Here is a 19,115-nt window from a genome sequence, read left to right on the forward strand (position 1 = left end):
CCAGCGATCTGTGAAAATGGGGGAATGAGCACCCAGTCTCCGACGCCTCAATCCCGCCCGTCCAGCACCGGGAACCCTGCCGCGCACAACCACGCCACGCAGGGACAAAGCCTGGACCAGGCGCTGCAGCAGGCGGGGTTCTATCCGCGGCTGGTGGCGGACGTCGTTGATGACGCCCTGGACGGCCGCGAGTGCCTGTCCCATCTGGTGCACCTGGAAACACACTTCGACCGGGCCGAGGTCCGCCGCCACATCACCGTCCTGGTGCTGACCGAGGACATGCTGGTCATCACGCACGTTGACGACCAGCAACTGGACGAAGCGGGGGAGCAGATCGTCGCGCAGATCTCCACCGAGTCCGTGCCTGTGGCCCAGATCCGTTCGGTGGTCCTCAGCTACATGTACTCCCAGCCGCAGGACTACAAGTCCTCCGACCCCGTCCGGGAACTGACCGTCTCCATCGCCTGGTCGGGTGGCCAAAGGCTCGACATGGGGCCCGCCAGTTGTGGGGATCCACAGTGCGAAGCTGATCACGGCTACAGCGGAACCATCGCCCAGGAAGACATCGTCCTGCGCATCAGCGCCGAAGCCGATGGCCTGCAGGCGGTGCAGGACGCGAAGCTCTTTGCCCGGGCCCTGCGCGCGGTCAACACGGGCAACCCTGCTCCGGTCCAGCACGCCACCATCCCGGCTCCCAGGCCCCGGTCAGGGGTCTTCAGCAACCGCCTGAGCCGCGGACACCAGCGTTGAGCGAAACGGCACAGACAGGCCGCTCCTCCGACATTCCCGCACCTCCCTTGTTCGGGACCAAGTCGATAGCCGAGGTCCTTAGCAGTTCTGCGGCTGCCCTTGGCTTGCCGGGGTTCACCAACCAGCTCCAGTTGCCCTCATCGCAACGGGTCTGCGTCGTTCTCGCCGACGGACTGGGTCGGAGCCTGTTGAAGCAGAAGACCTCCCACACTCCCTTCCTGCGGTCGGTCCTTGCCGGGGGCCAGGGAAATGTCCCGCAGTGGATCGACTCCGCATTCCCCAGCACCACGGCGGCCTCCCTGGCGAGCCTAGGTACGGGATTGCCCGCGGGACAGCACGGGATGGTGGGCTACGACGTCCTGGACCCCGCTCAGGACAAGGTGGTCAACCTCCTGGGCAATTGGGATTCAGCGGTAGACCCGGCGACGTGGCAGCCCAACGCCACCGTTTTTGAACGCGTGGCGTCCGAGGTGGACGTCGTGACCGTCAGCCTTCCACAGTTCGGCAATTCCCCGATGACCCAGGCAGCACTCCGTGGCAGCCGCTTTGTGGGCGGCACTACCCTGCATGCCCGGACTGCCGCGGCAGCGGAAGCCATGTCCGGGGGTGGAAGGTCGCTGATGTACTTCTACCTCAACGAGCTCGACAAGGCCGGCCACCGCTACGGCTGCCAGTCGGACCGCTGGGAGCACCAGCTCGAAGAGCTCGACTCCACCGTGAAAAGGCTCTCGGCAACACTCCCCGCGGGAACCACTATCCTGCTCACCGGTGACCACGGCATGCTGGACGTTCCCGAATCCCAGCGGATCGACTACTCCGCCGAGGAGCCGCTGGTAGCCGGTGTCCGGCACACCGCCGGGGAACCCCGCATGGTGCATCTCTACCTTGAACCTGACGCCACCGATTCCCACCGCGATGCGCTCCTTGCCGCCTGGCGGAAGCGGTTTGGCGAGCGTATCTGGGCTTTCACCCGCGACCAGGCAGTGGAAGCCGGTTTGTTTGGCGCAGTGCGCCCGGAAGTTGCTCCCCGCATCGGTGATGTGATGATCGCGGCCCGCGACACCCTGGCACTTTACGACACCCGCCGTGTCCGGCCCGCAGCCCTGGAAGTGGTGGGACAGCATGGATCGCTGACCAAGACGGAACGCGAAGTGCCGCTGCTGTGCTTTGCCGCTGCCGGTAGGAAGGGCAAGCGTGGCTGAGCTGGTCTTCTTCTCGGGCACCATGGACTGCGGAAAGTCCACTCTCGCCCTGCAAATGGATCACAACCACCGCGCACGCGGCCGTGGTGGCATTCGCTTCAGCTGCAACGACCGCGCGGGGGACTCCACGATTTCCAGCCGGTTGGGCCTGCGCACCGACGCCGTTGAGGTAGAAAGCGGCACGGACTTTTGGGACGAAGTAGTGGTCCGCCGTACCAGTGGACTGCGTGTCGACTACCTCATCTGCGACGAGGCCCAGTTCTCACCGTCCCAGGTTGAGCAGCTGGCGCGGGTTGTGGACGAGATGGACGTGGATGTCTTCGCTTTCGGAATCACGTCCGACTTCCGCACACGCTTGTTCCCTGGCTCACAACGGCTTATAGAGCTCGCCGACAAAGTCCAGGTCCTGCAGGTCGAAGCATTGTGCTGGTGCGGCCGCCGGGCAACCCAGAACGCACGCACCCTGAACGGCATCATGGTGGTCGAAGGTGAACAGGTGATGGTGGGCGATGTCGCCGCCGCCGACGATGCACCCTTCGCGGGTGTGGTGGGCTACGAAACCCTTTGCCGCCGGCACTACATGCGACGGGTCACAGCCCATGGTGCCAACCTGATGGCTGGAGGGGACCAGCCGCTTCCGTTCGACGTCGACGCGTGCCTCTGGCCCGGGGCCGGCGAACTTCCACGGCAGTAGCCGCCTGCGCAGCTAGTCCCCGCGGGCTCCAAAAACGATCTCGTCCCAACTCGGGATGCTGGACCGCTTGGGCCGCGAGGGCTGGCGCTCAGCAGGAGCCTCAGCGTCCTTGCCGCCCTCATGGTCCTTGGCGTCGTCAGCCCCTTGCTCGGGGATTCCTTCCGCCTCATCGCCGGTGGGCCCGTCCTCACTCCGTGGATTGGCATTGGTGCTGCCGCCCAAGAGTTCGTCCAGCCCGGCAGGCTTCCGTCCAGCCAGGGAAGTGACCGGGCGCATGGGGCTGGCCACCACCGTGATCTCCCGGGTGTCCGTGCTGACGCCGTGGTGCAGCTTCAAGGAATCGTCGTCATCCTCGGGGCCGGCGTGCCGTGGGGCCAGGCTCAGCCGGGAAAGCATGGAAGGCCGGCCGTCCTTGCGTGCAGGTTCTTCCGGGGCGGCGGGGGTCGGTTCGGGGGAGTCCTCGCCTGCTTCTGCGAGGACCTCCTCCACCTCTTCGCCGGGACGTGGGTGGGCTGCCGGAACATTGCTCAGCAGGACCGCGAGGGCATCATCGCCGTCTTCGTCCACGCCCAACCGCTGTCCACGGCGTGAGCGGAGCATCTCCAGCAGGCTGTCCGATTCCTTGGCGGCCGCACGGGCGGCCGATTCGGCGTCGTTCTCAAAATCGAAGGGCCGGTCCGAAACGGCGGCCAGCCGACGGGCGGGCACAGGTCCGTCCAACGGCTCAAGTTCGCTGAGCTGCTGCGCCCAACGGTTGGCGTTCTGAAGTGACTTGCGTTGGGGGCTGAAGGTCCACATGGCGGGCGGTTCCTCGCCGATGTTTCCATGGGTCCCCGGGACCGTTTCGAAACGCGCGACGACGGTCCAGGAACCGTCAGGACGGCGCCACGAGTCCCATTCGACGGTGGCGGAGTCAATGCCGTGGGCGGACAACCGGTGGTCGACCATGTCGCCAAGCGTTGCCGGGTGGTCGCCGAAGACCGAACGGTACATGTCGTGGCCGGGGGCGGGAGAGGCAACTTCGATGCCCCGCGCCTGGCGGACCACGTACTCACGCTCGGCAAGGACAGGTCCCTCGTAGCGTTGAACGTTCGCCAAGGGCAGCCCGGAGAGCTCGGCGACTTCCGCTGCGGTAGCCCCGCTCCGGATCCTGGCCTGGATATCCCTGGGGGACATGGCGATGGGCGTATTGGAGGCGCGTGCCGCCACCTGGGCAGGGGTCCGGCTCGCCGCGGCCCGCAGGGCCTCGTCGATCGGAAGCTGGAACATCGCACCACCGGGGCCGCTGAGGAGCAGATGCCCGCCGTCGTCGTGGACTCCTACCAGTCGTAGATCCTGCATAACACCCTCCACCACATGGCATAACTGACATTCGAAACTCTGCCACCGGTTGCGGCCTTTTCCTACTAGGACAAAGGGCGTGCCGTGATATTCCCTTGAAAGAGCACCGGCGAGGGTATTGGCCTGAGGGCCGGGCCTATGGACATTTGGTGGTGGGGGGAGGAAAATCTGCCCGATATCGGGCACAAAACCAAGGCGTCCGGCGTTGCACCGTTACACCGGCGGCGGGCACTGATCCACCCGGCCGGGAACCCAACCGGACCAGGTACGGAGGATGAAGCAGGACCATGGCAACGGATTATGATGCCCCTCGCAAGACCGAGGAAGACGCCAGCGAGGACTCCCTTGAGGAGCTAAAGACGCGCCAGTCGGGGAAGCAATCCTCAGCGGTCGACGTCGATGAGACCGACCTTGCCGATGGCTTCGAACTCCCGGGAGCCGATCTGTCGGGGGAGGAGCTCCTGATTCAGGTCATGCCGCCCCAGGCTGACGAATTCACGTGCTTCAACTGCTTCCTGGTCAAGCACAGGTCGCAGATCGCCGCGGAAAGGGGCGGCCACCTCTACTGCACGGAGTGCGAAAGCTAAGGGGCCGCCCGTCGGTTTCCTAGGACTGGCGCGCCGTCAGGGCAGACACCAGTTCCTCCGGCCTGCGGGACGAAGCAAGCCAATACGGAGTTCGGTCGGCGGGATCCGTGATTTCGATCTTGACCACCGGATCGATCCATCCGCGGAAGCACATGTACGCCAGGCCGTTAAGGCGGGGGCCGCGCTCCGCCGTCGCTTCGGCCTTCCTGAACGCCTCAACCGAGCCGACGAAACTGCGGTCGATGCTTGCCCGGCCCACGCGCACCGTGTCCGCGGTAACGGTGATGGTGGGGGTGGAGAGCACCAGCATCACCGTCATGATGACCAGGAGTGCGATCGCTGCGATGATTCCGGTAGCCACGCTGATGGGGCCAAACATGAGGAGGCCTGCGCTGGAGAGACCAACCACGACGATCCAGATCCACGGTGACGGCCACAACTTTTCGCTGTACAGGACCCCGGAGGCTGAGGGCGTGTTCCGGGCAGGCACGGGTGAAGACTGGTCAGGCGTAGGCATGGGTCCAGCTTATCGGGCGATCGACTCCCAGCGGGTTCACAGGCAACGGTGACGCTGATCGCGGACCTTCCCGCCGGGCCCAGTCCCCGTAGAATGGACGACTGTGAGCAACGAGACCGCAGTATTCAGTTCAGACGCCGCCTCCGCAGATGCGGACAGCAGCAACACCACCGCTTCCTACGGCGCACCCACTTTGGACGTGCAGCTGAAAATGCTCGACGCCGGGTTGGAAGCACCCTCTTACGCCCACCCCGGAGACGCGGGAGCCGACCTGCGGTCCCGCGAGGACGTGCACCTCGCCCCAGGCGAACGGAAACTCGTGCCCACAGGCGTTTCCATCGCGCTGCCCGACGGATTCGTGGCCCTCATCCACCCACGCTCCGGCCTGGCCACCAAGCATGGCCTCACAGTGGTCAACGCCCCTGGAACCGTGGACGCGGGCTACCGTGGCGAGATTGCCGTGACGCTGCTGAACACCGACCAAGAGCACGCCATCGACCTCAAGCGCGGCGATAGAATTGCACAAATGGTGATTCAGCGCGTCGAATATGCGCGGTTCGTAGCTGTCGACCAGCTCTCTGATTCCGTTCGGGGAACCGGCGGTTTCGGATCCACCGGCGGCTACAACGCACCGACCACCCCGGCAAACCACTGATTCTGGCAAGCGCTGGAATCTGAGTCCCGCCGCATTGCAGTTGTTTTACGTGGTTGCGGTTTACTTGGGGATAGACCACTACTAAGGAGAAAACCCCATGCTTTTTGGGCGCGGCAAGAAGTCCAAGGACGAGCAAGCGGAAACCGCTGCCGCCGTCGATGAATCCGGTACGGCAGCAGGAAGCCCCGAGGCTGCCGAAGGTGGCACGCGTGGCGACTTCCGGCTCGGCAAGGGTCCATTGGACATCGATGAAATCGAGGACCGTGACGGGTACGTCGACCTGGGTGCGTTGCTGATCTCCCCGGCCGAAGGGCTGCAGCTGCGGCTTGAGGTGGAAGAAGCCACCCAACGTGTGGTTGCCGTAACCATGGACCTTGCGGGCTCCAGCCTGCAGCTCCAGGCCTTTGCAGCGCCGCGCTCCGAGGGGCTGTGGGACGAAATCCGGGAGCAGATCACCCAATCCGTCGCAAGCCAGGGAGGCGAAACCGAGGAAATCCCCGGGACCTTCGGCACGGAACTGGTGGCAAAGCTTCCCGCGGAAGCCACTGATGGCAGCCGCGGGTTCCGCGCGGCCCGCTTCATGGGAGTGGACGGTCCCCGCTGGTTCCTCCGCGGGGTGCTCGGGGGAGAAGCTGCCCTGGACCGTGACGCCGCGGCCGGCCTCGAAGAGCTCTTCCGCCGCGTTGTTGTGGTCCGTGGCGACAACCCGATGCCACCACGTGAACTGCTGCAGCTTCGCCTGCCCAAGGACGCAACCGCTGCCGGCCAGCCTGGCGCTCCGCAGGGCGCACCCGGCATGCAGCAGCCGGAACGGGGTCCGGAGATCACCCAGATTGGCTGACACCCCGGGCCGCAACGAGTTTGCCGGCCAACCGCCGCTGGGGGAGGGCGTGCGGGATCTGCCCATGCGCGGCAGGGCGGTCTGCACGGGTTACATCGAGTCCGTTACGCATCAGCCGCCCAGCGAGCAGCCGTTCTTCTCCGCAGTGGTGGTGGACGCACTGGAGCATGGAAGCGAGTCCTTGCTCATGTCCAAGGGCAGCCGGCGGCCGTTTGACCGGCTCCGCGTCATTTGGCTGGGCAGGACACGGGTTCCCGGCATCGAGGCCGGTGTACGGCTTCGCCTGAACGGCATGGTCACCCAGTTCGACGGCTTGCCGGCCATGTTCAATCCACGCTACGAAATTCTTTCCCGTCAGGAGCACCTATGACCGTGGCCAACGGTTCAGAGCCGAAGGACAACGGAGGGGCGACGCCGTCCGGCGAAGTAACGCCGTCCGCGACCCCCGACAACCGGCCCAGCATGTCCGACCTCGCTGCTGGTTACGCAGGAAAAGCGGGCCTCCAGCGAAACAGCGCCGGGCATGTCGACATGCTCAAATCCGCCGGAGGAGTCCAAGGGATCGCCGAGAGCATCCTTCCCGGACTGGTCTTCCTGGTGGTGTTCACCGTCACGCGGGACCTTGGCCCCTCCCTCATCGCCGCCCTGGCCGCGGCAGCGATTTTCACCGTGGTTCGCCTGGTGCAACGGCGTCCCCCGACGCAGGCCGTCGCAGGCATAGTGGGCGTCGGCATTTCGGCCTGGCTGGCCAACACCACCGGCAAGGCAGAGGACTTTTACGTCCTGGGCTTCTTCACCAACATTGCCTACATTGCGGCCATGGTGGTGTCCATCGCCATCAAATGGCCAGTGGCTGGCCTGCTGTTCGGCTTCGTGCGCAACGAGGGCCTGGAATGGCGGAAGGATCCGGAAAGGCTCCGCGCCTACAAGCTGGGAACCTGGATCGTGGTGGCAGTGCTTGCGCTGCGCCTGGTGGTCCAGGTTCCGCTCTACTTCATGGGCGAGGCCGGCCTGACGGCACTGGCCACCACCAGGCTCCTGATGGGTGCGCCGTTGTACATCCTCGGCCTTTGGGTAGCCTGGTTGGTCACCAAGCCCGCGGCTCAGCCGTCGAAGCCGTCGTCTTCGGCAGACTGATCGAGCACACCGTTGCTCTCCTGGCCGCCGAGCTCCGAGCCCGGTGACAGGAGGGCGCGCAGGCCATCCTCCGCAGCGATCGTGGTGACGAAGAACAGTTCGTCGCCTCCGTCAAGGACGTCGTCGCGGGTCGGAGTGATGGGAGCCTGGTCGCGCAGGATGGCCACCAGGGTGGAATCGTCCGGCCAGTCAATGTCCCCCACGGTGCTGCCAATGACATGCGAGTCGTGCGGAACCGTGAACTCGACGATGGACGCCACACCGGTCTGGAGGGTCAGCAGGCGGACGATGTCGCCGATCTCCACGGCCTCTTCCACCAGGGCGGTCATCAGCTGAGGGGTGTTCACAGCGACGTCGACGCCCCAGGAGTCGTTGAACATCCAGTCGTTCTTCGGATTGTTCACCCGCCCCACAGTGCGTCCGACGCCGAATTCAGTCTTGGCCAGCAAGGAGACCACCAGGTTGACTTTGTCGTCACCTGTGGCCGAAACGACGACGTCGGCATCCTCCAGTTTGGCGTCCTGCAAGGTGCTGAGTTCGCACGCATCACCCACCAGCCACCGCGCACCCCGAAGCCCGCTGCGGCCAATGACCTCGGGCTTGAGGTCGATGAGCAGGATCTGGTGCTTATGGGACAGCAGTTCCCGTGCAATGGACGAGCCGACGCTGCCTGCGCCAACAATGACAACTTTCACTAAGACTCCTTGGCGGGTGCTTTGGCGAGGATCCGGGTGATCTCGGAGGTTCGGTCCAGGCTCACCATGGCGTGGACGGTGTCGCCTTCCTGGTAGGCCGTGCCTGGGTGGGGGAGGAGGCCTTCGCCGAAACGCGTCAGGAAGGCGATGCGGATCCCCGAAGCGGCCTCGATGGAGGTAAGGCTGTGTCCAATCCAGGCCTCGTGCAGGTCGACTTCGGCCAGGATGAGCCGGCCGGATGGTTCGCGGTAGTCGCCGGCCAAATGCTGCTCGGGAAGAATCCGGCGCAGCACCTGGTCCGCGCTCCAGCGCACGGCCGCAACCGTGGGGATGCCCAGCCGCTGGTAGATTTCGGCGCGGCCGGGGTCGTAGATGCGTGCCACGACGTGGGCCACATGGAACGTCTCCCGGGCCACCCGGGTAGCCAGGATGTTCGAGTTGTCGCCGCTGGAAACCGCGGCGAAAGCGTACGCTTCCTCCACGCCTGCCTGCTTGAGGGTGTCCCGGTCGAAGCCGACGCCGGTGACCTTGCGGCCGCCGAAGGTGTGGCGTAACCGGCGGAAGGCCCGCTCATCCTGATCGATGATGGCCACTGAGTGGCCGGCATCCTCCAAAGTATGTGCCAGGGTGGCGCCAACACGCCCGCAACCCATGATCACGAAGTGAGCCACCATGTCTCCTTATGTGTGTTGTCCGTGCCGCTCGGTATGACTTTACCGCCGAGGCGGGGCTAAGCCCGCTACGACCGTCATGACATCGCTCTGGATTCAGAGTAGCTTTGCGGAGTGCTGACAATTTTGAATGCCGCGAAGCGGGTGTTGGTGGGCAGGCCGGTCCGGAATGACCGCCTGTCCCACACCCTGTTGCCCAAACGCATCGCTTTGCCCATCTTCGCCTCGGATGCCTTGTCCTCGGTGGCTTACGCCCCGGACGAAATCCTGCTGACGCTGGCCCTTGCCGGGGTCAGCGCTGTAGCGTTTTCCCCGCTTGTGGGCCTCGCCGTCATGGTGGTCTTGCTCACAGTGGTGGCGTCCTACCGCCAAAATGTCCACGCCTACCCTTCGGGTGGCGGCGACTATGAAATCGCCAACGTCAACCTCGGCAAGTACGCGGGCCTGACAGTGGCGTCGGCGCTTCTGGTGGATTATGTGCTGACCGTGGCAGTGTCCATGTCATCCGCGGCCGCCTATGTCACCACCGCCATTCCATCGCTGCACGGCCAGCAGGCGCTCATCGCGACGGTGGGCGTGGTCATCCTGGCGTTGGTGAACCTGCGTGGAATCAAGGAAGCGGGCTCGGTTTTCGCTGTCCCCACCTATATCTTCATGGCCTCGATCCTTGGCATGACAGCGGTGGGCATCTTCCAGTTTGCTACAGGGCAACTGGGGGAAGCGCAGTCAGCCAACTTCACCATCGTCCCGCAATCCGGCTTCGATGAAGGCCTGGTGGGCCTGGCCGGCGCGTTCCTCCTCCTTCGGGCCTTTTCCTCGGGCGCCGCAGCCCTGACCGGCGTCGAAGCCATCAGTAACGGCGTGCCCAACTTCCAGAAGCCCAAGAGCAAGAACGCGGCCACCACCTTGCTGCTGCTTGGTGCCATCGCGGCGGCGATGCTGGCCGGTATCCTGTTCCTCGCCAATGCCACCAAGGTCCACATCGTGCTGGACCCGGCCACGGAATTCCTGGTTGATGGCAAACCGCTGCCAGAGGGGTACATCCAGAATCCCGCCATCAGCCAGATCGCCGACACCATTTTCGGCGCGGGGTCCATTCCCTTCTACATCGTGGTTGCGGCTACGGGCGTGATCCTGGTGTTTGCATCGAACACCGCCTTCAACGGTTTCCCGGTGCTGGGCTCCATCCTCGCCCAGGACGGCTACCTTCCCCGCCAGCTTCGGACCCGCGGCGACAGGCTCGCGTTCAGCAACGGTGTCCTGGCTTTGGCTGCGGGCGCGCTGGTGCTGATTCTTTCGTTCAACGCCGATGTCACCAAGCTGATCCAGCTGTACATCGTCGGTGTGTTCATCTCCTTCACCGCCAGCCAGCTCGGCATGATCCGGCACTGGGGGCGCGAGCTCAAGCTTGCCCGCGACAAGGCCGTCCGACGCCGCATCATCAAGTCGCGCACCATCAACATGGTGGGCTTCGGCATGACGGCTTTGGTGCTGGTCATTGTCCTGATCACCAAATTTGAACAGGGCGCATGGATCGCGTTGCTCGCCATGTTCATCCTGTTCCTCATCATGTGGAGCATCAGGGCCCACTACGACAATGTGGCCAAGGAACTCGCGGTGGACGAGGACTCCTCACCCCGGGCGCTGCCTACGCGGGTGCACGCAGTCCTCCTCGTCTCGCATGTGCGCAAGCCGGTGCTCCGTGCACTGGCTTATGCCCGTGCGTCACGGCCCTCGCGGTTGGACGCGATCACGGTGGACATCAACTCCGAGGAGACCGAACACACAGTCCGGGACTGGGAGAAGCTTGAGATCCCGGTTCCCCTGACCGTCCTCGCCAGCCCCTACCGTGAAACCGTGACCCCCATCATGGACTACATCAAGAACATGCGCCGCGATTCACCCCGCGACCTGATCGTGGTCTACATCCCGGAGTATGTCGTGGGTAAATGGTGGGAACAACTGGTCCATAACCAGACAGCACTCAGAATCAAGACGCGGCTCCACTTTGAACCTGGAGTCATGGTTGCCAGCGTTCCGTGGCAGCTGAAGTCGTCCGAAGAAGCAAAGGCACTGCAGGATACCTAAATGACGTCCCACAGCAATTCCCCCCATGACCAAGACACCAAGGAACAGGCAGGGCCCGGACCTGAACTCGTGGTCGACGTGGGACCCATCGCCCACGGCGGGCACTTCATTGCGCGCCACGAAGGGCGCGTCATCTTTGTCCGCCACGGCATCCCCGGTGAGAAAGTCCGGGTGCGGCTGACCGACTCCGGCGACTCGTCGCGCTTCTGGCGCGCCGACGTCGTCGAGGTCCTGGAAGCTTCACCGGACCGCGTTCCGCACTTTTGGAAGCCTGCCGACTCCCTGGGCTCCTGGCGGCGTGGCGGTCCGCCGGTTGGCGGCGCGGAACTGGGCCACATCTCGCTGCCGCGGCAGCGCGCACTCAAGGCGGAGGTCCTGGCCGAGCAACTCAAGCGGCTGGCCGGTACGGACCTCACCACCGAGGTGGAGGCGGTAGGCAAGAACGACGACGGCGGACTCGGCTGGCGTACGCGGACCAGCTTTGCGGTCACCTCCAAGGGCCGGTTGGGCATGCACGCACACCGCTCCGATGTGGTTGTCCCCATCAAGGAGATGCCGTTGGCGCTCCAGGGGATCAACGAACTCCGGCTGTGGGACCTGGACTTGTCAGGTATCGCCCGCGTTGAAGTGGCCGTGCCCGCCAACGGATCGCGGCCTTTGATTTTGCTTGCCCCGGAAGAAGGCACTGGTCCGAAGCGGCTGCACAGCATCCTTTCGCAGTTGCCCCATGAGGTCTCGGTGGCCAGTTTCGATCCCGGCAAGGGCGAAGTCCTGCAACTGCGTGGGAGGACGTGGGTGCAGGAAAGCGCAGTAGGTCACGAATACCGCGTAACCGGGGAAGGCTTCTGGCAGATCCATAAGGATGCTCCGGAGACCCTGGTGGGCGCTGTGACGGACTTCCTTTCCGGCGGCGGGTACTTGCAACCGGGCGCCACCGTCGCCGACCTCTATGCCGGTGCAGGGCTGTTCACTGCCCCGCTGGCGGACGCCGTTGGAGTCACCGGATCGGTGCTTTCGGTGGAGGGGGCGCCCGGAACGAGTCGCGACGCCCGCAAGAACCTGCATGGACAACCCCAGGTGGAGATCGTCCAGGGGCGTGTGGAACGGGTGCTGCACCAGCGGGCACGCAGTTTCGATTCCCTGGTGCTGGACCCGCCCCGCGCCGGAGCGGGCAAAGCCGTGGTCAAGCAACTCATGGCCACCGGACCCCGCGCCATCGCCTATGTGTCCTGCGATCCCGCTTCCTTTGCGCGTGATCTGGGTTACTTCCAGCAGGGTGGGTGGCGGCTCGAGTCCTTGCGGGCCTTCGACCTCTACCCCAACACCCATCACCTGGAGACAGTGGGCCTCATCGTTCCCGCCCAGTAGTCCGGATGCCGCCCGCCTGCTTGGTCAGCGCGGGCGGCATCGGCTTTGTCCGGGCACCTGCCCCTCCCGGGATTTATGCCACTACGATGGGCATAGTAGTCCCGCTCCGCAGGAAACACCGCGGCGGACCGGGATGACCACCAGAGATGCCGCCCGGCTAAGTAAGGTCCGCCTAACTGGCTAGCGGCCAACCACGCGACAAAGATGAAACTGTTGCGAGAGGAGTCCTGCCATGAGCACTGTGGACAGCTTCGGTTCCAAAGGCGTACTGAATGTAGCCGGCACCGATTATGAAATTTTCCGGTTGAACTCCGTAGAAGGCGCTGACAGCCTTCCGTTCAGCCTTAAGGTATTGCTTGAAAACCTCCTGCGGACTGAGGATGGGGCCAACATAACGGCCGACCATGTCCGCGCCCTGGCCGGTTGGGATCCCAATGCGGAGCCCGACACGGAAATCCAGTTCACCCCTGCCCGTGTCATCATGCAGGACTTCACCGGCGTTCCCTGCGTCGTCGACCTCGCCACCATGCGCGAAGCCGTCAAGGAACTCGGTGGTGACCCCAAGCGCGTCAACCCGTTGGCGCCCGCAGAAATGGTCATCGACCACTCCGTCCAGATCGACGCCTTCGGCAACTCCGGCGCGCTGGAGCGCAACATGGAGATCGAATACCAGCGCAACGGTGAGCGCTACCAGTTCCTTCGCTGGGGCCAGACCGCGTTCGACGACTTCAAGGTTGTCCCTCCGGGAACCGGCATCGTCCACCAGGTCAACATCGAGTACCTGGCACGCACCGTCATGACCCGTGAGATCGACGGAGTGGTCCGCGCCTACCCCGACACCTGTGTTGGCACCGACTCGCACACCACCATGGTCAACGGCCTGGGCATCCTGGGCTGGGGCGTTGGCGGCATCGAAGCCGAGGCAGCGATGCTCGGCCAGCCCGTCTCCATGCTGATTCCCCGCGTTGTCGGCTTCAAGCTCAACGGCAGCATCCCGGCAGGCGCCACCGCCACCGACGTCGTCCTCACCATCACCGAAATGCTGCGCAAGCACGGCGTCGTGGGCAAGTTCGTCGAGTTCTACGGTGAAGGCGTCGCGGCTGTGCCGCTGGCCAACCGCGCCACCATCGGCAACATGAGCCCGGAATTCGGTTCCACGGCTGCCATGTTCCCGATCGACGACGTCACGCTGGACTACCTGCGCCTCACCGGCCGCTCGGAAGAAAACGTCGCCCTCGTCGAGGCATACACGAAGGAACAGGGCCTCTGGCACGATCCTTCCCGCGAACTCCGCTTCTCCGAGTTCCTGGAACTGGACCTGTCCACCGTGGTTCCGTCCATCTCGGGCCCCAAGCGTCCCCAGGACCGCATCGAGCTCACGGATGCCAAGGAACAGTTCCGCAAGGACATCCACAACTACGTCGCCATCGAGGACGGCAGTGTTGACGAGTCCCTCGACGAGTCCTTCCCGGCATCGGATGCACCGTCCTTCACGCACGCCGATTCGCACACCACGGAGACGGCACGCGTAGCGTCCGCCGCCAACGGTGCGCATGGCCGTCCGTCTTCGCCCGTCAAGGTCACCACCGCCGACGGCCGCGAGTTCGAACTGGACCACGGCGCTGTCTCGATCGCTTCGATCACGTCCTGCACCAACACGTCCAACCCTTCCGTCATGCTTGCGGCTGCACTCCTGGCCCGCAACGCCGTGGACAAGGGCCTGACGTCCAAGCCGTGGGTCAAGACCTCCGTAGCCCCGGGCTCGAAGGTCGTCACGGACTACTACGAGAAGTCCGGCCTCACGCCGTACCTGGAGAAGCTCGGCTTCTACATCGTGGGTTATGGCTGCGCCACCTGCATCGGTAACTCCGGCCCGCTGGAGCCGGAAATCTCCGAAGCCATCCAGGCCAACGACCTCTCCGTCACCGCAGTGCTCTCGGGCAACCGCAACTTCGAAGGCCGTATCAACCCGGACGTAAAGATGAACTACCTGGCTTCGCCGCCGCTGGTCATCGCCTACGCCCTGGCCGGTTCCATGGACTTCGACTTCGACACCGATTCCCTGGGCACCGACTCCGATGGCAACGAGGTCTTCCTCAAGGACATCTGGCCGAACCCCACCGAGGTGCAGGAAGTCATCGACTCCTCCATCGATGAAGCCATGTTCGCCAAGGGCTACGAAGGCGTCTTCGACGGCGACGACCGCTGGAAGGCACTGGACACCCCTGCCGGCGACACGTTCGCCTGGGCCGAGGATTCCACGTACGTGCGGAAGCCCCCATACTTCGAGGGCATGAAGGCCCAGCCGGACCCCGTCAAGGACATTGCCGGCGCCCGCGTGCTCCTGAAGCTTGGCGACTCCGTCACCACGGACCACATCTCCCCGGCCGGTTCCTTCAAGTCGGACACCCCGGCTGGTCAGTACCTGCTGGCCAACGGCGTGGAGCGCAAGGACTTCAACTCCTACGGCTCGCGCCGTGGAAACCACGAAGTCATGATCCGCGGTACGTTCGCGAACATCCGTATCAAGAACCAGCTCCTGGACGGCGTTGAGGGTGGCTTCACCCGCGACTTCAGCCAGGAAGGCGCACCGCAGGCCTACGTCTACGACGCCGCCCAGAACTACCAGGCAGCCGGCATCCCGCTGGTGGTACTGGCAGGCAAGGAATACGGTTCCGGTTCGTCCCGCGACTGGGCAGCCAAGGGCACTGCGCTCCTGGGTGTCAAGGCCGTCGTCGCCGAAAGCTACGAGCGCATCCACCGTTCCAACCTGATCGGCATGGGCGTCCTCCCGCTGCAGTACCCCGCGGGCGAGTCGGCAGCAACGCTGGGCCTGACCGGCACGGAAACGTTCGCCGTCGAAGGCGTCACCGAGCTGAACAACGGCACCACGCCGAAGACGCTCAAGGTGACCGCCACCGCTGAGGATGGCACTGCCAAGTCGTTCGATGCCGTGCTGCGTATCGATACCCCGGGCGAAGCGGACTACTACCGCAACGGAGGCATCCTGCAGTACGTCCTCCGCCAGATCTCCGCATAGCGAAGAAGCTGGGTTCCAGCTGATTCCGATTGCCAGACAGCCCCGGCTGGTCGCCTGACCAGCCGGGGCTGTTGGCGTCCTGCACACACCACTCCGCGACCTGCCAGTGTGGGAAACGCGTGGGTGCCGGGCACGCGCTAAAGTTAACAAGCACGTCATTCACCCTAAGGAGGGCCGTTGGGACTTTTGGAAACCGTCAAGGATCCACAGGACCTGGCCAAACTGTCCGGCACCGAGCTGGAACAACTGGCCGGAGAAATCAGGGCATTCCTGATCACCAACGTAGCCGCCACAGGTGGACACCTGGGACCCAACCTGGGCGTTGTGGAACTTACGCTCGCTATCCATAGGATCTTTGAATCCCCGCGGGACAGCATCGTTTTTGACACCGGTCACCAGTCATACGTGCACAAGCTCCTCACCGGCCGGCAGGACTTCAGCACGCTCCGCCAGCAAGGCGGACTCTCGGGCTATCCGGAACGCGCCGAATCCGAACACGACATCGTGGAAAGCTCGCACGCTTCCTCGTCCCTGTCGTGGGCTGACGGTATTTCGCGCGCCCGCCAACTGACCGGCGAAGGCGACCGGTTCGTCGTCGCGGTAGTGGGCGACGGCGCGTTGACCGGCGGCATGACGTGGGAAGCCATCAACAACATTGCCGCGGACAAGCGGCGCCGGGTGGTCATTGTCGTCAACGACAACGGACGTTCCTACGCTCCCACTGTCGGCGGTTTCGCCGACTACCTGGCGTCACTGCGCCCCACGATCGATTCGTTGCGAACAGCCCCGGCTTATGAGGGCATGCTGGATTGGTGGAAGAAGAGGCTGCAGAACGGCGGCCCCGCAGGCCAGTTCACCTACAAGAGCCTGCATGCCATGAAAAAGGGCATCAAGGACTGGTGGGCCCCGCAGGGCATGTTCGAAGACCTGGGGATGAAGTACATCGGTCCAGTGGACGGGCACAGCCTTCAGGCGATGGAGCACGCCCTCAGCACGGCCAAGGCCTATGGTGGCCCCGTGATCGTGCATGCCATGACGGAGAAGGGCCATGGTTACGCTCCGGCCCTCGCCAACGAGGCCGACCAATTCCATGCTGTGGGCATCATCGATCCCGAAACGGGTGAATCCACGGAAATGCCCGGTGCCAGGTCCTGGACGTCGGTGTTCGCTGAGGAAATCGCCGACATCGCCGACGAACGCCCCGACATCGTGGGTATCACCGGCGCCATGCTCATTCCGGTGGGCCTGCATAAGTTTGCTGAGCGCCATCCCGAGCGCGTCATCGACGTCGGCATTGCCGAGCAGCACGCATTGACTTCTGCCGCGGGCATGGCCTTTGGCGGTCTCCACCCCGTCGTGGCGGTGTACGCCACCTTCCTCAACCGGGCCTTCGACCAGCTCCTCATGGACGTGGCGCTGCACAAAGCCGGCGTGACCATCGTCCTGGACCGGGCTGGGGTCACCGGCCCGGACGGGCCCAGCCATCACGGCATGTGGGATATGGCTATGGTCCAGATCGTGCCCGGACTTCACTTGGCTGCTCCGCGCGACGCTTCCCGGCTCCGTGAGGAACTCCGCGAAGCCGTGGCCATAAACGACGCCCCCACCGTGGTCCGTTTCTCCAAGGGCAGCGTCGGTTCTGAAGTCGAGGCCATTGAGCGCCTGCATGACGGCGTGGACATCCTCGCCCGCCGCCCCGAGGGTTCCACCGAGAACGACGTCCTGATCGTCAGCGTTGGCGCCATGTCGGAAATCGCTCTCGACGTCGCCGCTCGCCTGGGCGCCCAAGGTATCAGTTCCACGGTGGTCGACCCCCGCTGGGTCCTGCCCGTCCGTAAGTCCATCATTGCCTTGGCCGCCCGCCACCGCTTGGTCATCTGCATCGAAGACGGCGTCCGGGCCGGGGGCGTCGGTTCCCGGATCCGGCAGGAAATGCGCGCCGCGGGCGTCGATACCGCCCTCAACGAGGTCGGCCTGCCTGTCGAGTTCCTGGTGCACGGATCGCGCAGCCAGGTCCTGGAACGGGTGGGGCTCACCGCCCAGAAAATAACCCACGACGTCGTAGCCCAGGTTTTGGGGACAAAGGTTCCGTTTGCCCGCCCGTTGCCGGGCCAGGAGCACCCCACCACCGGAAGTATGCCCACCCTGTGAACGGTGACCGCGGGCCGGGCTCCCTGCAGCCCGGCGACCTTGTGGTGTCGAGGAACAGGAAGTGGAACGGCAAGGCACACTGGGTGGTCCCGGGAACCTACCTTGGTGAGGACATCCACGGCTGGTGGGTCTTCCAAGGGGCGGGGGAGTTCTGCTCCCGGCCCGGCGCTGCTTTCTACACAGCTTCAGACGCTGTCCTGCTCATCCCGCGCACGGGGGAGTACGTGGCCACCTTCTACGACGACAGCTACCCGGGCGACTTCCGGATCTACGTCGATCTCGCCACTGCCCATGCCTGGAATCAACTGAAGCCCGGCGTCACCGAGTTCCACATGATCGACATGGACCTGGACGTCATCCGGTCCACCATGCATGGGGTGTTCGTGGATGACGAAGACGAATTCGAACAGCATCGAACCGATATGGCGTACCCCGAGGCCATGGTTGCGGCCATGCGGGCGGAATGCGCAGGCCTTTTCGAAGCAGTACAAAGCATGGAAGCCCCCTTCGACATGACCGGTGCTGCCAGCACCAGCGCAGAGTGGTTCAGGAAAGGACGAGCATGAGCGGCATTATTCGTACGTACAAACGCGACGACGACGGGGTTCTCCACTTCCGGGAAGCCTGGTACGACGATGAGGACCAGCAGTTCGTCGTGAACCACGGTGTCGTTGGGCACCAGAGCACGACCGACGAGACCGCCGTCGACAATGAAACCTCCGTCGAGGGCCTGATGGCGGCCTTTGCCGCGCAATGCGAAGAAGACGGGTATGCGGAGATTCCCGAATCCGAGCAGTTCTGGGTGGTGGCACAATTGGCCCTCAAGACCAAGGACGGCACCGAGCGGGACCGTCACCTTGAGCGGAAGGCGAAGACCGCGCTCACGGCCGAACTGGCCTGGCGGGGCCTCGGAGTGGTGGACCGTTCAGAAATCGGCAACTCCCGGCTGAACATCTTTTGCCTCTGCCCCGACGTCAACAAAGCCGTGAACGCCATCAAGATCTGTGTCCGCGGTGAAGACCTGGATTTCACCAAGCTCACCATCGCTGCCGCGCCCCACAGTGATCCGACCGCTTTCAAAATTAAGCACTCGCCGAAGCAGGGTGTGGGCTTTACTCTCTAAGTAAGCACCATTGCGCCCAGAAGGGATCACTCCATGTCGTCCAAAAGCAATTGGCCCGGCCATACCCCCTTGCCCAAAGGCCTCGCGGCGCCGGCCAAGCGTGCGCTGGCCCACGAGGGGATCGAGACACTGGAGCAGCTGGCCGAATTCGGCGAGTTGAAAGCCACCAAACTCCATGGGATGGGGCCCGTGGCCATTGCCCAGCTTGAGGACGCCATGGAGGAATCGGGAATCACCTACGGCCGCAGCTAAGGG

Annotated in this window: 19 protein-coding genes; 15 read left to right on the forward strand and 4 right to left on the reverse strand. The window is 64.3% G+C overall.

Annotated elements, in window-relative coordinates; genetic code table 11:
• Positions 1-24: 24 nt before the first annotated feature.
• Genes AC5RU9_RS04960 through AC5RU9_RS04970 form a run of 3 tightly spaced genes read left to right on the forward strand, consistent with a single transcriptional unit; the run spans position 25 to position 2,646 of the window.
• The gene (locus tag AC5RU9_RS04960; RefSeq protein WP_494015560.1) at positions 25-750 is read left to right on the forward strand and encodes a DUF5998 family protein; all 726 of its coding nucleotides are present in this window, start codon (positions 25-27) and stop codon (positions 748-750) included.
• The gene (locus tag AC5RU9_RS04965; protein WP_494015561.1) at positions 747-1,952 is read left to right on the forward strand and encodes an alkaline phosphatase family protein; all 1,206 of its coding nucleotides are present in this window, start codon (positions 747-749) and stop codon (positions 1,950-1,952) included. The genes AC5RU9_RS04960 and AC5RU9_RS04965 overlap by 4 nt, the downstream gene beginning before the upstream one ends.
• On the forward strand, positions 1,945-2,646 hold the full coding sequence (locus tag AC5RU9_RS04970) for a thymidine kinase (protein ID WP_494015562.1): 702 nt from the start codon (positions 1,945-1,947) through the stop codon (positions 2,644-2,646). The genes AC5RU9_RS04965 and AC5RU9_RS04970 overlap by 8 nt, the downstream gene beginning before the upstream one ends.
• Before the next feature lie 12 nt (positions 2,647-2,658).
• Here AC5RU9_RS04970 and sepH read toward each other — a convergent pair whose 3' ends face one another.
• Positions 2,659-3,987: a septation protein SepH gene (sepH, locus tag AC5RU9_RS04975; protein ID WP_494015563.1), complete on the reverse strand. Its 1,329-nt coding sequence runs from the start codon at positions 3,985-3,987 to the stop codon at positions 2,659-2,661.
• A gap of 287 nt (positions 3,988-4,274) precedes the next feature.
• Between sepH and AC5RU9_RS04980 the strand changes: the two genes are divergently transcribed.
• Complete coding sequence (locus AC5RU9_RS04980; RefSeq protein ID WP_211714080.1) at positions 4,275-4,574, forward strand: DUF4193 domain-containing protein; 300 nt, start codon at positions 4,275-4,277, stop codon at positions 4,572-4,574.
• A gap of 19 nt (positions 4,575-4,593) precedes the next feature.
• Here the strand turns inward: AC5RU9_RS04980 and AC5RU9_RS04985 are convergent, their stop codons facing one another.
• Complete coding sequence (locus AC5RU9_RS04985) at positions 4,594-5,091, reverse strand: DUF3093 domain-containing protein (protein WP_494015564.1); 498 nt, start codon at positions 5,089-5,091, stop codon at positions 4,594-4,596.
• A 103-nt stretch (positions 5,092-5,194) separates the two neighbouring features.
• On the opposite strand from AC5RU9_RS04985, the gene dut reads away from it, so the two are divergent.
• The 4 genes from dut to AC5RU9_RS05005 all read left to right on the forward strand — a co-directional run bounded on the left by dut (position 5,195) and on the right by AC5RU9_RS05005 (position 7,724).
• Positions 5,195-5,746, forward strand: a complete 552-nt coding sequence (gene dut / locus AC5RU9_RS04990) for a dUTP diphosphatase (protein WP_494015565.1) — start codon at positions 5,195-5,197, stop codon at positions 5,744-5,746.
• 97 nt (positions 5,747-5,843) lie between these two features.
• A complete protein-coding gene (locus AC5RU9_RS04995; RefSeq protein WP_494015566.1) occupies positions 5,844-6,587 on the forward strand; it encodes a DUF3710 domain-containing protein in 744 nt (247 codons plus the stop codon).
• Positions 6,580-6,957 (forward strand): hypothetical protein, encoded by a 378-nt coding sequence (locus AC5RU9_RS05000; RefSeq protein ID WP_249184794.1) that lies wholly within the window; start codon positions 6,580-6,582, stop codon positions 6,955-6,957. Before AC5RU9_RS04995 ends, AC5RU9_RS05000 begins: the two co-directional genes overlap by 8 nt.
• Positions 6,954-7,724 (forward strand): DUF3159 domain-containing protein, encoded by a 771-nt coding sequence (locus AC5RU9_RS05005; RefSeq protein WP_494015567.1) that lies wholly within the window; start codon positions 6,954-6,956, stop codon positions 7,722-7,724. The genes AC5RU9_RS05000 and AC5RU9_RS05005 overlap by 4 nt, the downstream gene beginning before the upstream one ends.
• On the opposite strand, the gene AC5RU9_RS05010 is transcribed toward AC5RU9_RS05005, so the two are convergent.
• Both AC5RU9_RS05010 and AC5RU9_RS05015 read right to left on the reverse strand, forming a co-directional pair.
• The gene (locus AC5RU9_RS05010; RefSeq protein WP_494015568.1) at positions 7,691-8,419 is read right to left on the reverse strand and encodes a potassium channel family protein; all 729 of its coding nucleotides are present in this window, start codon (positions 8,417-8,419) and stop codon (positions 7,691-7,693) included. The genes AC5RU9_RS05005 and AC5RU9_RS05010 overlap by 34 nt on opposite strands.
• A complete protein-coding gene (locus tag AC5RU9_RS05015; protein WP_211714135.1) occupies positions 8,419-9,090 on the reverse strand; it encodes a potassium channel family protein in 672 nt (223 codons plus the stop codon). Before AC5RU9_RS05015 ends, AC5RU9_RS05010 begins: the two co-directional genes overlap by 1 nt.
• A 114-nt stretch (positions 9,091-9,204) precedes the next feature.
• Here AC5RU9_RS05015 and AC5RU9_RS05020 point away from each other — a divergent pair, with 114 nt between their 5' ends.
• From AC5RU9_RS05020 to AC5RU9_RS05050, 7 genes are all read left to right on the forward strand, one after another.
• Positions 9,205-11,178, forward strand: coding sequence for an APC family permease (locus AC5RU9_RS05020; protein ID WP_494015569.1), 1,974 nt, complete (start codon positions 9,205-9,207; stop codon positions 11,176-11,178).
• A complete protein-coding gene (locus AC5RU9_RS05025; RefSeq protein ID WP_494015570.1) occupies positions 11,179-12,546 on the forward strand; it encodes a class I SAM-dependent RNA methyltransferase in 1,368 nt (455 codons plus the stop codon). It begins immediately after the preceding gene.
• Between the two features lie 232 nt (positions 12,547-12,778).
• A complete protein-coding gene (acnA, locus tag AC5RU9_RS05030) occupies positions 12,779-15,586 on the forward strand; it encodes an aconitate hydratase AcnA (protein ID WP_494015571.1) in 2,808 nt (935 codons plus the stop codon).
• Between the two features lie 177 nt (positions 15,587-15,763).
• Positions 15,764-17,737 carry a 1-deoxy-D-xylulose-5-phosphate synthase gene (gene dxs / locus AC5RU9_RS05035; RefSeq protein ID WP_211714089.1) on the forward strand — a complete coding sequence of 658 codons (1,974 nt, stop codon included), beginning with the start codon at positions 15,764-15,766 and terminating at the stop codon, positions 17,735-17,737.
• Entirely contained in the window at positions 17,734-18,303 is a 570-nt protein-coding gene (locus tag AC5RU9_RS05040; RefSeq protein WP_494015572.1) for a DUF402 domain-containing protein, read from the forward strand. Before dxs ends, AC5RU9_RS05040 begins: the two co-directional genes overlap by 4 nt.
• The gene (locus AC5RU9_RS05045) at positions 18,300-18,860 is read left to right on the forward strand and encodes a hypothetical protein (RefSeq protein WP_211714091.1); all 561 of its coding nucleotides are present in this window, start codon (positions 18,300-18,302) and stop codon (positions 18,858-18,860) included. Before AC5RU9_RS05040 ends, AC5RU9_RS05045 begins: the two co-directional genes overlap by 4 nt.
• A 33-nt stretch (positions 18,861-18,893) precedes the next feature.
• Entirely contained in the window at positions 18,894-19,112 is a 219-nt protein-coding gene (locus AC5RU9_RS05050) for a helix-hairpin-helix domain-containing protein (RefSeq protein ID WP_211714092.1), read from the forward strand.
• Positions 19,113-19,115 lie beyond the last annotated feature (3 nt).

This window comes from Arthrobacter sp. B0316-5-4 (genome assembly GCF_059090325.1).